Annotated in this window: 12 protein-coding genes; all 12 read right to left on the bottom strand. The window is 60.3% G+C overall.

Features of this window, described 5'->3' with window-relative positions; all coding sequences use genetic code 11:
• Positions 1-138: 138 nt before the first annotated feature.
• The 12 genes from IFU00_01455 to IFU00_01400 are packed head-to-tail and all read right to left on the bottom strand — an operon-like array spanning position 139 to position 13,313.
• Positions 139-480, bottom strand: coding sequence for a hypothetical protein (locus IFU00_01455; GenBank protein MBD8540944.1), 342 nt, complete (start codon positions 478-480; stop codon positions 139-141).
• Positions 477-1,547, bottom strand: a complete 1,071-nt coding sequence (locus IFU00_01450; protein MBD8540943.1) for a hypothetical protein — start codon at positions 1,545-1,547, stop codon at positions 477-479. The genes IFU00_01455 and IFU00_01450 overlap by 4 nt, the downstream gene beginning before the upstream one ends.
• On the bottom strand, positions 1,544-3,178 hold the full coding sequence (locus tag IFU00_01445; protein MBD8540942.1) for a hypothetical protein: 1,635 nt from the start codon (positions 3,176-3,178) through the stop codon (positions 1,544-1,546). Before IFU00_01445 ends, IFU00_01450 begins: the two co-directional genes overlap by 4 nt.
• Positions 3,175-8,289 (bottom strand): DUF4214 domain-containing protein, encoded by a 5,115-nt coding sequence (locus IFU00_01440; GenBank protein ID MBD8540941.1) that lies wholly within the window; start codon positions 8,287-8,289, stop codon positions 3,175-3,177. Before IFU00_01440 ends, IFU00_01445 begins: the two co-directional genes overlap by 4 nt.
• A 7-nt stretch (positions 8,290-8,296) precedes the next feature.
• Positions 8,297-8,650, bottom strand: a complete 354-nt coding sequence (locus IFU00_01435) for a DUF1799 domain-containing protein (GenBank protein ID MBD8540940.1) — start codon at positions 8,648-8,650, stop codon at positions 8,297-8,299.
• An 8-nt stretch (positions 8,651-8,658) separates the two neighbouring features.
• Complete coding sequence (locus tag IFU00_01430) at positions 8,659-8,991, bottom strand: hypothetical protein (GenBank protein MBD8540939.1); 333 nt, start codon at positions 8,989-8,991, stop codon at positions 8,659-8,661.
• 33 nt (positions 8,992-9,024) lie between these two features.
• Positions 9,025-9,987: a hypothetical protein gene (locus IFU00_01425; GenBank protein MBD8540938.1), complete on the bottom strand. Its 963-nt coding sequence runs from the start codon at positions 9,985-9,987 to the stop codon at positions 9,025-9,027.
• Positions 9,988-9,990: 3 nt separating this feature from the next.
• Positions 9,991-10,173 (bottom strand): hypothetical protein, encoded by a 183-nt coding sequence (locus IFU00_01420; GenBank protein MBD8540937.1) that lies wholly within the window; start codon positions 10,171-10,173, stop codon positions 9,991-9,993.
• Position 10,174: 1 nt separating this feature from the next.
• Positions 10,175-10,606, bottom strand: a complete 432-nt coding sequence (locus tag IFU00_01415; protein ID MBD8540936.1) for a hypothetical protein — start codon at positions 10,604-10,606, stop codon at positions 10,175-10,177.
• The gene (locus IFU00_01410) at positions 10,603-10,899 is read right to left on the bottom strand and encodes a hypothetical protein (protein ID MBD8540935.1); all 297 of its coding nucleotides are present in this window, start codon (positions 10,897-10,899) and stop codon (positions 10,603-10,605) included. Before IFU00_01410 ends, IFU00_01415 begins: the two co-directional genes overlap by 4 nt.
• Positions 10,900-10,908: 9 nt before the next feature.
• The gene (locus tag IFU00_01405) at positions 10,909-11,241 is read right to left on the bottom strand and encodes a DUF2190 family protein (GenBank protein MBD8540934.1); all 333 of its coding nucleotides are present in this window, start codon (positions 11,239-11,241) and stop codon (positions 10,909-10,911) included.
• Between the two features lie 41 nt (positions 11,242-11,282).
• Positions 11,283-13,313: an HK97 family phage prohead protease gene (locus IFU00_01400; GenBank protein MBD8540933.1), complete on the bottom strand. Its 2,031-nt coding sequence runs from the start codon at positions 13,311-13,313 to the stop codon at positions 11,283-11,285.
• Between the last annotated feature and the right edge of the window lie 15 nt (positions 13,314-13,328).

Genomic DNA, 13,328 nt, shown 5'->3' with positions numbered 1-13,328 from the left:
AAGAAACTCATTTGCTATGTTGCAGATCGAGCCACCGGGAAACACCAGTGTCTCGATATCACCGTCTCATTTCTCGGAAGACTGAGACAATCTGACAGAGCTATGTCACTTTTGTGAATGACAGCAACATGGTGCTGATCACAACCGAACCGCAGCGATAAACAGATCGTCGAGGGCACTGCCGTCCAAGCCCAGCGCGGTGCCCATCATCACGACGAGCGGGCTGTTGCGAGCAACGACGCTCGAATAGTCCCACTCGATGCGCGCAGCCTCGCGGTCCGGGCTTGGTAGTGAATCGATGGCGGTGTCGACCTGGCTGAGCACGCCGCGTGCGAGCAAGGCCAGGCGGGCTTGGCGCATGCTCACCTCTTGCGGCACTGCGGGTTGCAGCGCCTCGGCCTCGCGCGCTTCAATCTCGGCGAGTTCTTCGACGGTGGCTTCGCGGTATTCGCCGCTATCAAAAATCAATGCTGTCATCATGCGACCCCTACTTGATTGCGGTATCCATAGACCCGGAGTTTGCCGGCTGCAATAACTCCGGTAGACGCATAGAGCTGGAATCCCGTAATTATCGAATTTACATTCACCATCATCAGGCCGTCTTTCGTATCAAAAGCGCTCGGGCCCCGATGGATACCCGAAACCCGGGCAAGAGTCGGCGAGTTATTGGACGACGTATTCAGAAGATCGACGCTCACGCCGGGCGAGTACGCCGAACCTGAAAGGGCGCCAGATAATGCCCAAGCGGGTATAACGCCTACGGGATCAGACGAGCTACCGACAGGGTTGGTGGTATGTGTGGAGCCAGTGTATGCAGCGCCCGCAATAGCCAGCCGCATATAAAGGATGGCAGACCCACCCGAAAGCAGGTACTCCGAAAAGTCGATCAGGTAATGGTCGTACTCGCTGGTAAAAAGATTCAGGTAGTTGATCGCCGAGACGTTTGAAATCGTCGCGCTCGCAAGGCAGACCATTGCACCGCCGAGCGGCTTGTCGCCTTTGTCGCCCGTGCGCTGGAACGAGAGCATCAGCGCATCACCATTCGCGAATGGACTGGTCGTGCTGCTATCGGTGCACACTACCGTGAGGTTGCGGTAACCGCTCGGCGTGGCCAGCGCGGTGAGGTTGAACGTCATCCACTTCGTGATATCGCCCTGCTTCACCAGCCGGATCGAGCCCTTCACCGCGCTGCTCGAGTCGTCGAAAGTATCGATCAGCGTGGTGTAGTCTTGGCCGGCCGACGTCAGATCCAGGCGCATGACCGTTGCGGCACTCTGCGTCGTACTCGACAAACGCAGCTTGCCGGCGCCTGGGTCAGCGTCCGTGGTGGTGGCATCAAACATATACGGGATGGCGAAGGCGCCGCCGGCGGCAATGACGGCCATCTGCGCCACCATGTCCATCATTTCGCCGGCCAGCGCATTCTCTTGCCGCGCGCGCTCGGGATACATATCAATCATGTACGCATTGTTGGCGTCGAACGTCTGCTGGTCCTGCAACTGATTGGGCAGGCGGGCAGGATCAGTAAGTGCTGTAATCGGGGTCATTGAGACAATACTCCATCAATTTGTAGGGCCATCTTTGAGCGCGGGAACGAGTCGATCACCTTGCGCAGGCTGCTGAACCGGCCGACTAACATTGTGTCGCCGCGCAAGGTCGAGCCTAAGAACACCAGCGTCTTCTGCCGGCGCTTGATCAGATCATCTTCGATCGACTCGACGCGATCGCTTTCCACCGAAATATCCACGCTCATTTTTTTCGAGAAGCCGCGCTCGACCGTCGAGCTGGATCCGTCGGTAAAGAACGTAGTGGTCGAGTAATCCTTCAACTCGGTCGACAGGCCCATCATCGACAGGCCGACATCAATCGTTGGACCGAGCAGACACATGCCGCACTTCGGCACGCCACCGGGCTTCTTGATCGTGACAGTGACCAGGGCGTTCGCGAATACCGGCAGCTTCAGGGTCAGGAACCAGGTGCGCAGCCGTAGCCGGTTGAAGCACCAGCCATAGAAGCTGCTGCCGGAGCGCGGCAGCACCAGGCTTTTAGCTTCGCTGAACACCAGGCCACGCGTCGGGTGCGTCATCGAAACCCGAACCTCGCTCGCATCCATAGCGCCAGCGAACAGGCCTTGCGTGATTGCCTGTGCCGAAAACACGGACACGATCTCTTCCGGGTTACTGGTCTGCGTGCTGTTGCGGTCGTCGAACATGGCCCAGCGGTTGATCGCCGTGCGCTTGTTCCAAAACGCCGGGTCGCTCAGCGACTTGCCGACATTGCCGGCAACCATTGACCAGTAGACGATCTTCGTCGCCGGATCGTAGACCGCCGCGTCCTTTGCATAGGTCGCTGCCGCGTTGTAGGGCGGCTCGGCCATCGGCACATTCGAATAGACCAGGCCAGCGCCGGCGCCCACCACGTCAGCAGCGCGGGTAGCAGCTCCGCTTATGGTTGGAATATAGGAACCGAGATCGGTCCCCTTCGTAAAGCTCACTCCCCACAGATATACTCCTGGCTCGTTAGTCCCAATATAAGATCCCTGCCCAGTCAAATTGAGCAGAACAACGCGGCACAAAACCCGCTGGTGTTCGGCTGCATAAGTGACGGTTCCAGTGATAGAGCATCGAAACCAGCCGTTTGGCAGCGCTTGAATTTTTGCCCCAGTCGCGGCAATGTGAGCGGCGCCACCATCGATGGTGCCGGTCGCAAGATTGAACCCAACGGCAAAACCACCGGTGTTTCCGATCGCGTAATAGAGCTCAAGCTTTATTCGATTAAATGTTTCTGCGCGCGCGAACACGCTGAATGTATAAGTTTCGCCATCAACGTACGCGCCTACAACCGACTGATCGATGTAGTGGTAACCAGGATCAGTTGTGGCGACCACGCGGTCAGCATTGATAGCTCCGGAAGGTGCGACCGCTGTGTTTGGCTGCACGATCCGCGCAGATCCACCCCATGCGTCTGCATAATTCAACTGCTCAGAGTACCGCAACAGGTTCGTCGCCGCCGTCTCGAGCAGCGCCCACGGCGCTGTGCTTAGGTCGGCGGGATCGTACGTCACGCCCAGGGTATTGGCTGGCACCTCGACCAGCGTGCCGGTCCGGTCGTACACCCACTTGGAGGATAGCCGCGTGAACGGCACGTCCCCCAGCACTACTGGATCAACGACGATCACTGTGTTGCCTCCTCTTTGACAATTTTTGTAGCCAGCGGTTTATCGCCGTTGAGCGCGTCATCAAGCGCGCTGGCAGTGTTCATCGCGTGCCTTGCGATCGAGTAGTTCTCATCGCTATTGACTCGCCGCAGCGTGATAACTTCCTCACGTAGCGCTCTGATTTCGCTGACTAGTGCAGCACTGTTGTCGACCGGACTGCTGAACCGCGACATCAGGTCGCGCGTTTGGCTGGCATTGAAGATGCGGGCCGCGCCAGTAGCTTCCAGCTCCGGGCCGTTCTCGCCAACGATGCGCCAGCCGCCGCCATGATCGCCGCCGGCAGCGTAGCCAGGCACCTTTGTCTTCGCCTTGTACTCGTTGCTTTCCTTCAGGCCCTGCTCGATCGTGCCGTATGACGTACCGGCTGCGACACGTTCCATCCAGTACTTCAGTCCAGCCGCATCAGCAGGTCGCCCGAACGTCGACTGGTACAGCGCCTTGATCTTTGCTTCCGGCGAATTGCTGATGGCGCCCACGATGTCCGAGATCGAGCTACCGGCCGCAGCGCGGTCATTCCAGTACTGCATCCCAGCAGCGTCGGGCGCGCGACCCAACGTGCTTTGATAGGCATTGCTGATCGCGCTCGCCGATGCGTTGATCGGGTTCGACGCTGCGCCCTGCACAGCCGAGTGCAGTGCCAAAATGGCCTGATGAATTGACAGCGCGGTCGTGCTGATACCGTTTAGTTGGTCGATCTGCTCCTGCTCACGTTCGAGCATCTGCTCGTATGAATTCAGCTGGCTCTCCAGCGATTTGAGCGTGCGTTCCTCGACCGACAGCGCCGCGTCCGAGATAGACGCCAGGTCGGCCATCGTGTTCTTGGTCGAGTAGAAGTCAGCCTGGTAATCGGCGAAGCTGGCGAACTGCGCACTGGCATCCTGCGTCAGCACGCTCAGGACGGCCTGCAGCTTGTCCGAGTCCGGCAGCATGCCGCCGGCGCGGGCGATCGCCAGGAAGCCCTGCAGATCGCTCTGGGCGCGCGTGCGCTCCATCACCTCGGCACCGGGGCCACGCATGCCGTTGATCGTGCTACGCAGGCTGTCCGATACCGTACGGATCTTGTTGGCCGCTTCGGTATGGGTAGCCACCTGCTTTTGAATGGCGGTACGCTCACGGTCGACGGCGCGCTCCAGCACGGCGAACGCACTGTCGACGTCGCTCATCAAGCCGGCCGCAACATCCTTTGCCGACAGCGTCGCGTCCTTCTCGGCCTGCAGTGCCTGGATGCGATCCCACAGCGGACGGTTGCCCTCGCCAAGAGCGGCGCGCTCCCGGGCCAGCAGTTGCTCGCGCGTCATCGTGAGCTGGTCGAGCTGCTCTTGCAGCGTGGTGCGCTCCTGCGCGATCTTCTCCTGCGCCGCGGCCTCTGCCTGCAGCGACTGGATCCGATCCCACAGTGGACGATTGGTGTCATGCAGGGTATCGCGCTCTTTTGCCAGCAGCTGCTCGCGCGTCATTGTCAATTCGTCGAGCCGGTCTTGCAGCGTGGCACGCTGGTCCGCGATTTCCTCGAGTGACATGCTGAGGTCTTTCACGGCCGGGTACACCTTGGCGAACGCGTCGGCCAAGCTCATCATGGCCGTGAACTGCTTGGCACCCGCCTCGGTTGTCTTGTCGATGCCAAGTGCCGCATTCTTGAACTCGGCGCTGGTATCAACCCAGGCCAGGCCCATGCCGGCGAGCTGCTCGGTTACGTACTTTTGGATCGGCGCCAGGCGCTCGGCCTCGGTCAGGAAGTTGTCCGCGAACGAACTGACCTGGCTGGCCAGCGCGCTGATGCCGCCCGACATATCGATCAGCCGCTCACGCGCCGGCACGCTGGCGATACCCGCCGCGCCGACAGTTGTGCCGATCGAGGCCATGATGGCGTCAAGGCTCTGGTAGTTCGACGCCACCCGGGCCAACGTCTCGAGGTAGCCCTCGCCCACTTTCTGGAACGACTCAAGGCCGGCCACGCCGGATGCCGCCAGGCTATCGCCGACTTTCGAGAAGACCGCCTGCAGCTCTTCCTGGATCTCGTCGTCCGACAAACCCTTGAGGCTGACCTTGCCGATGTCGACAACGAAGCTGCTCAGTTGCGCATTGAAGCTGTCCGCGCCCAGCCCAAGGATGGTGCCGGCTTTGAATACCGTGTCGTACAGCGAGGTCAGCACGCTCGCGATCTGGCGGTTACCTTCGTCGCCCAGCCCTTCCATCTTCACGCTGGTCTTGTCGCTGCCGAACCAGCCGCCATCTTTCTTGATGTCGGCGTACTGCGACGCCTTGACGCCACCACCCAAGATGCTGCCGAAGCTCGACTTGTCCATGGTGAAGCCGGTGTCTTCAACCGTCTGCTTGCCGCCGAAGACGCTACCCAGTGCCTTGCCAATGAAGGTCTTGCCGATCACCGCCCCCAGCACCGCACCGAGTGCCATGCCAATCGGACCGCCGAGCAGCAGACCGATCTGGCTCGCGCCCATGCCGACGTAGGCGCCAGCCATTGCGCCGCCTACAGCTCCGGCTGCGGCACCGCCAATACCGATCGCCTTCGAATCGAACACGTTTTTGTTCATGTCCTTGCCGAAGTCACCGGTCACGCCGGTTGTACGCACGAGCAGGGAGGCGAAGCGGTCGATCCCCGATTCGATGTTACGCAGTGAGATCAGCATGTCGTTATTCACGCCGAGCGTGTCTTGCGACGACTGTTCGATCTCGGCGAGCGCGCGGGCGATCGATCCGGACTTCGCGTCCGAACCCAGCACGGTGCCGGTGCCCTGCTCTTTCTGGCGGGACTCGGACAGGCTGACGCTGCTGCCGCCCGACACGCTACCGATGGCCACGCCCAGGCCAGCGACGACTGCTGCCATTGCTGCCATGCGTACGGGTGCAGAGTACGGATCACCTGCGCCCTGCCCCAGTACCGCACCGATACCCTTTGGCACCAGTTCGGCCATCGTCATCGCCAGCTCGGCGGCGTGGAAGACTTTGGATACCGTCATCAGCGCCTGGTACCCACGACTCTGTTCGCCGAAGAAGCCAGCTGCTGCACCTGCCATGTCGCCGTAGCCGGACAGACGGTTCTTGGTTTCCATCTCGTTCAGACGCGCGAGGTCCTCCATGTGCTGCATTTCGGTGCGCTGCCCGGTGGAGAATGCGATCGCCGCATTCTGCCGCTGCTCATCAATCGCTGCTTGCCGCTTGCCGAAGCCGTCAAGCGTCGAGGTCAATGCGGACAGCGCGGTGCCAGCACCGCCAAGCGATTCGCGCAAGGCTTCACCGAACGACTGTGCCTTGGCAGGGTCGAGGAACTCGTCGAGACTCTCAGCGGCCTTCTGGCCAGCAGTGAACATATCGACTTTGCCCGTCGCAGCTGTACTGCGTTTCTTCGCCGCAATCAGCTTTTCGAGATTCTCGATCTCATCCAGAGTCAGACCGAGCGAAGATCGCTGCGCCAGTTGCTCTTCGAGACGAGCCAGCTCTAGCGCTTCAATCTGGCCTTTTGTCTTACCGAATGTGAGGGCAAGCTCTTCATTACGGTCTGCCTCAGTAATCGCGTTCTCAATCGCCTTGGCGACGTTGGTTTCATACGCAGCCCTCATCTTGCTGTATGACTCGAAACCTGCCGCCGCGCGCTTGTTTGACTCGATCACTTCCAGTTTAGTAACGAGCTCTTTGGCCTGGCTTTCCAAGTAGGCATACTGAATCGAGGTAAGCTTCCCTTTCATCTCGGCCAATTGTTCGGTCAATCCAAGCTGCTCCTGCTGGCTCGCAATTAAGGGAGCCCCTGCACTGAGTTCGAGATTGGCTTGGACGATCTTTGCTTGGATGGCTTTCGTCAGATTTTGATAGGCGTTGGCCTGCTTGTCTGCATCCTTATCTGCAGCGTCGCTACCTGGCTTGTAGCCATTGAGATCTTTATCTTTCGGCTTTTCGTCCGCCGGCGGCTTTACATCAACAACTTTCGCAGACAGCCTTTTCTTGACTGCCTGTTCGAACATATTGCCGTCAGCGTTGTAGAACGCTGACCACTTCGCGTTTGCAGCTTCCAAAACTTGATTTCGCTCGGCAACCACCTTTTTCAGGTCAGCAAGAGGCGACCCACCTTTGGCTAAGGTAAGACCCATGTTCGCAGGCGAGGCCGTCCATAGCACCTCAAGATCGGCAGTAATCACTTCGACGCTACTTGCGAGAGCTGAAAATCCACGGACTGCCAGCACTGCTACGTCAGCTACCCGGGCAATCCCCATCGCGGCCATCCCAGCCCACTCGGCAATTTCACCGTTGTCGATCAGGCCGTTCTCGGCTTCGAGTACATCGGTGAATCCTTCAGACAAACCAGTCAGTGCCGGCAACGCTGCCGTTACGATCGACGTGAAGGCTTGATCCGTGCGCTGGCTCAGCATCCCAAACTTGTCTTGCAAGTCAGTTGCTTGCTTCACCGCCTCTGGGGTAGCACCAGTAAATTTATCGACGTTGTCTGCCAAGTCATTCAAGAATGGCAAAAGGTCCGCCCCCGACTTACCGAACAAGTCCGTTACTACGGCTGCCTTCCCGGCACCGTCCTCGTACTGCGCGAGGCTTTTGGCAACCTCGATCATGACCTGGCCAGGGTCACGCAGCTTACCGGCGCTGTCTTTAGCGGACACGCCAATGGCCGCCAGCGCTTTGGAAGTCCTGCTCGACTTGTCGTCAACGGTCGTGAGGTTGCGCGCCAATTTCACCATGGCGGGATCAACAGTCCCGGCAAAATCCACTCCGAACGTTTTCGCCACCCTCTGGATGCGCGACAGACTTTCCACACTGGTACCGATCTTTTGCGACAGATCGTCCAGTTCGCCCATTGAATCAAGGACACCGACCACTTTGCTACCGAGCGTAGCCAACGACACGCCGGCGATGGCGAACGATGTGACATTCCCGATGGTCGATTGCAAACCGCTGAACCGGTCGTTCAGCGAATTCATCTGATTCGAGATGTTCTGGAGCGACTGACCGTTCATCTGGCGCAGCGCATCAGCGACACTCTCCACACGCCGCCGGCTCTCGGCAGCGCCGTCGACAACCATTTCAATAAGTGCGCGTGGGGAGGTCATTCCGTTCCTAGCTTTTTCGCTTCCGCGCCCACTCTTCCAAGCAAGCGCGCTCCATCATTTGAATCAGCAGAAAGAGCTTCTGCTGCGCCTTCTTCCTTAGCCCCCGTAGACGGAGACATGTTTCTACGCCGGGGTAATTGAGACCTGTCGCCCCACCCATTCCGGCGTTCCACTGGGTTTGAACAGAAAGCCACATCGAGAATGCCTCGTCGTTCTCTGGCCAAAGCCAGTACTCATCCTCTTGCAGCGTTATGCCACCCTCTGCAGAGAGGCCCATTGCGGCTGCTGCATCGTTGACATGATCGTGTTCAGCTGGCGCATCGTTGCCAAACTCGATTTGGCCGCGCGCCAAAAGGCGCACGACCTCGGTCAGTTTTTTGCGATGGCCGACACCTGTTCAAGATAAGCGTGCATGATCAACATTGGCAGGCCGGCGTTGTCGATCATTTCTTCCAGATGCTCGCCGGCAAATGGGACTGGATCACCACTGGCATCCAGCACACCGTCCCATCCTTCGACAACGTTTTGAACGAAGCCTTTGACCTCGCCCTGCTTGTTGTTCATGACAGCATCGATTTCAGCCTGGCTCAGACGCTTACAGTGGAGGGTGAAATCAAAGGCAGCCCGCTTGCCGTCTTCGCCTGGCAGTGCGCCTTTGACACGGACAGGGAGCTTATTCAGTCGTACAAGTTTGAACGCCATGGCGTTTCCTTTCTGTTATGGATGGGTTGTTTGTTACAGGCAGACGAAGCGCCACTCGTCGTTGCCATTGACGGGGACCAGGCGCAGATCGAAGCCGATCAGGCGGTTACCGTTGAGCTCGGACTTGCGAGGGTTGGTCAGTTGGACTGACGGCGCGAAGACGATGACCTTGTTGCCGGTAGCCGTGCCGATGGTGAAGGCGAGGCTTCGCGTGACGTTGGCCTTGACGTCGTCCATCAACGCCGCCTCTTGCGCCGCGGTCAGTTCGATTTCCATCGTCGCGGTCGATTGACGATCGGAAATATCGACAACTTCGGAGCTGAGCATCGCGCTGAAATTTACGACGTTGCCGAAATTCAGTTCCAAGCCGGTGCTGTTGTAGATGGTTCCGCCGGTCAGGGCGCCCGCTGCATACGTCGCGCCAAGCGTGATGTCGATGACGTTTGCCTTCGTCATCGATACTGGCTTCTTCCACGGGGTGAAGGTGCCCGTTGGATTCGGGGTAACCACGATGCCACCGTCCAGGCCAGTCCACTCGAAGCGCAACATTGGGCGCTCGCCGACCTTTGCGGACAGCGTGCAGTTGCCCATGGAACTGGTGAGCTTGTGTACCAGGCCGTCGTCGTAGTAGTACTGGGTGATCGTTTTCAGGCCAGTCGATACCGGGGTGTACTCGACGCGGGCTGGCGTAGTCAAGACGCCCTCGGCAGCAGCGCAGCCCAGGAGGAGTTGGCCCCAAGCCGGTGGCGTGGCTGCAGCGCCCGAGCCAGCCAGCTCAACCGAGTACGACAGCTTGACACTGCCCGGGCCGACCAGCTGCTCGCTGCCACCGAAGTAGCCACGAATGAGCGCGCGGTCAATCGACTGCGCGTCAAGCGGGGTAACGCTCACTTCCGATACCAGCACGGCATTGGCAGCGCCCGTAGGCAGGGCATCGAGGCCCGGCGTCGTTTCCACCTTCGCGGTCACGACAGTGTTTTTGATACGACGAGGCATTGCTTACTCCTGGTTGGCCGCGATGTCGTAATCGACGACCGCGGCTGGGGTTTCATTGGCAGGGACTGGCACTGGGTCATTCGAGACCCACTCCCAGTTGTCCGGGTCGAACGTCCACGAACCACCGCCAGGTGGCGGCGGGATTTCGCGCTCGTGCGGCGCGGCTTGCGTCTTGTCGATATTCATGTCAGCTCAATGTGAAGTTGCTGGTGCGGTGATCTGCGGTATAGGTAAGTCGGACCCACCCGGTTTTCTTTCCATCCGTCGTGTTCTCAGCTTCGACGCCGATCACTTGCAGATCGGAGACGACGCCGTCCAGTGTCGAGTTGGCGGCAAGGCGTTCGAACACAGCCTTGAGCAGCGGGTCGACCGCGAGGTCGCCGCTCTCGTTGATGCCGGCTGCGTAGCATTCAACGGTGAGGCGGGTCGCCCAGTCAATCGGGGCCCCGCTGATCGTGCTGCCGGCTGGTACCGAGTTCTCCCACTGCACGCTGATCGCAAGCTTGTCCTGGTCGGGCACGGCCATGGCGCGGGCGCGATAGATCGCCTTGCACACCGGCGGCTGCGCCTCGAGCACCGCGATGACTGCGCTCACGATGTTTGCGAACGCGGTCCTCATGCGGCCACTGTCAGCGTGAGGATGGTCAGGCCGGTGTTATCCGGGTCGGCGGTGAGGATCTCGTAACGCACAGCGTCGATCGTGATCTGCTGCCCAACCGGCTCAGCCATGACCGCGCTGTCCGCGACGGTGACGACAGGGCTGCTGGACGCCACCCCCATACCCATCTGCGCTTCGCTGGCCAGGTTGCGGAAGATCCCAGGCACAACCGCGCCGCCAATCGTCACCTGCTTATTAGCCAGGTGATTCAGAACCGCGCTGTTCACGGCCAGCTGGAGGTGGGCGAAGAGCATGGGCGTGGGTTAACGGATGACGCCGTCGAGCAGCACGGTAGCGCTGGCCTCGGTGCCGCCCTTCGGGATAGCAAGTGCGCCGACCAAGGTGTTGTTGGTAGCGGTCGTAGTCAGGCGCTTGGCGGTGTTGTCCCAGTAGATCTTGGCGCCGGTCGCGCCGGTATCGGCGGTTGTAGCCGCGAGGGAATACACGCCGGTGCGCTTGATCTCGACCGGCGTGCCCTGCAGGGCGTCGTTGCAGGCGACGCCAAAGAACGCGCCGACCAGCAACGCCTGGCCGCTGAGCACATTGGCTGGCGCGATGACGGTGAGCGTGTCGCCGTTCTGGATGAAATTCTTCATGTTCGATTCCTGTGATGGATGGATGGACCGGCAGCGGAGGCTTACTTGCCGACGCCCTGGTACAGGCCGCGGTGATCCACGACCTTGGCGGCGAAGTCCAGACGGCACTTCCAGGTCACGCCGTCAGTCTCGAAGCCGGTTTGGCTTTCGATGACCGGGCCTTCCGCGCCGTCCAGGTAGCAGTACTCGACGGTGTCGACCTGACTGTTGTTGCTGGCGAGGTACCACGCCGAGTCGCTCATTGCGTCGAGGATCGGTTCCACGATCGGTTCGACCGCCGTGCGGCCACCGGTACGGAATTCGTTGATGTCGCTCTGCTTGGCCGGCACGTAGTTCGCGCTGGTCAGGGCGTAAGCATCCTGTTCCAGCGAAGCCGGGACGATCAGAAAGTTTGGCGCCAGATTCAGCTCTTCGTTCTGCAAGCCCTTCTGCAGGCGCATTGCGGTGCGGCCGACTTTGAGCGCAGCCAGCGACAGCGCCGAGCCAGCGCCCGTGCCGATGTTCTTGTGATCCGTATCGAACAGCTGCTCGCCGTCGCCCATCGTCGGGTTGCTGGTGAGCTGGCTGTACACCAGACGGTTTTCCAGGCGGCTCGAGCTCGCACCGAACGACGAGACCAGGCGCTCGAATGCACGCAGGTCGTCGTTGATGATGGCCTGGCGGGTGAGCGATACCATGCGGCCATAGGTCACCAGCGAGTAGGACACGCCCGCGTCTTTCATGGTGCCGTACTTGAATTCGCCATGCTCATTCGTCTGCAACAGCTCGGGCGCGCCGGACAGCTGCACGATGCTGATGTTCTTGAAGTCTGGCGCGTTCGGCGCGCGGCGCGCCCACTGGGTATAGGTGCCAGCGTTCTCGGCATAGGCATCGCGCATTCGCTTGTTCGCGACGTTACCGAACAGAGCTGCGAAGTCGCTGGTGCCGTGCATGCCTGCCGAACGGAAATTCAACATATTCGTGGCCAGCTGCATGCGATCCATGCCACGTGTCGAAACACCACGCGCTTCCAGGAAGTCACGACCCAGTTCGAGCAAGCTCATGCCGCGGAATTGGGCACCGTTCTCGGTCATCTTCGTGCGGGCGTACACGCGGTGCATGATCGCTTCTTCCATACCGGCCATGCGCGTTTGCTCGACATCGCCGACCAAAACTATGCGGGTATTCTGGTGCCCACCGCTCGCGGTCGAGTTACGGGCCATCTCGTCCAGCACGGCAGCGCGTGCTTGGTCGACCGAGTTGCCACCACGGATCAGGCCGGGGGCCAGGTTGGTAACGCCGTGACGTGCGCACAGCTCGATGATGTCAGCCGAGCGGGTGACGGCTTCCTGTGCTGCGCGAGAGGCGGCGTCGTCGGTGACGGCGGGCGCAGCTGGTGCTGGCGCCGACACTGGTGCCGGGGCTGGTGCAGGCGCAGGTGCGGCGCGGGTTGGATCGATAGGCGCTGGATTCTGGGCGCCCGGCTGGGTAGCAATGGTCATGTTGTCTTCCTGGTTGGGTGAAGCGGAAAGGGCGGGCGCCCGGGTGATGAATTCGCATGGGTGACCGTTCTGCGGCGCGCTGCGCGAACTTGCGCCAGCGTCGAACGGGACGGTCACGAAACTGATTTCGTACGGCTCCCACGCCACAGCGCGGTACAGCGGTACGTTGACGCCATCGGTGCGGTCAATGGCGCGAGTGATTTCGTACTTCGCGACGCGGTACGTGAAGCTGATCGAGCGGATGATGCCGGCCTTGATGTCGGCGACGATGCCGGCCAGCTCGGGCCGGTTCGACAGCCGCAACGTTGCACTGCCTTCTCCGTTCTGGATGCTGCCACGCGTGGCAATGCCGATGATGGACTTGAGGCCACCCTGAATATCGTGGTTGTCAATGACCTGCACAACGCCCTTGTCGAAGCGCGTCATGTCGACAGCTTCCGGCGTGACGACCAACTCTTCGTCGTACGGGGTGTCGTTGTACCAGTCGTAGCGTCGCCCCATCGAACCAGTCGTCCAGATGACGTCGATCGTGTTGTCGATCTCGTTATAGGTCGATGGGACAAGCTCCGCGCCACGCGAAAGAGGTGGCATGATCCGGGGATCGGT

Source organism: Oxalobacteraceae sp. CFBP 8761 (assembly GCA_014841595.1).
Taxonomy (GTDB): Bacteria; Pseudomonadota; Gammaproteobacteria; order Burkholderiales; family Burkholderiaceae_D; genus Telluria.
The sequence above is the reverse complement of the archived record's forward strand: the minus strand, read 5'-3'. Positions and strand labels throughout refer to the sequence as shown.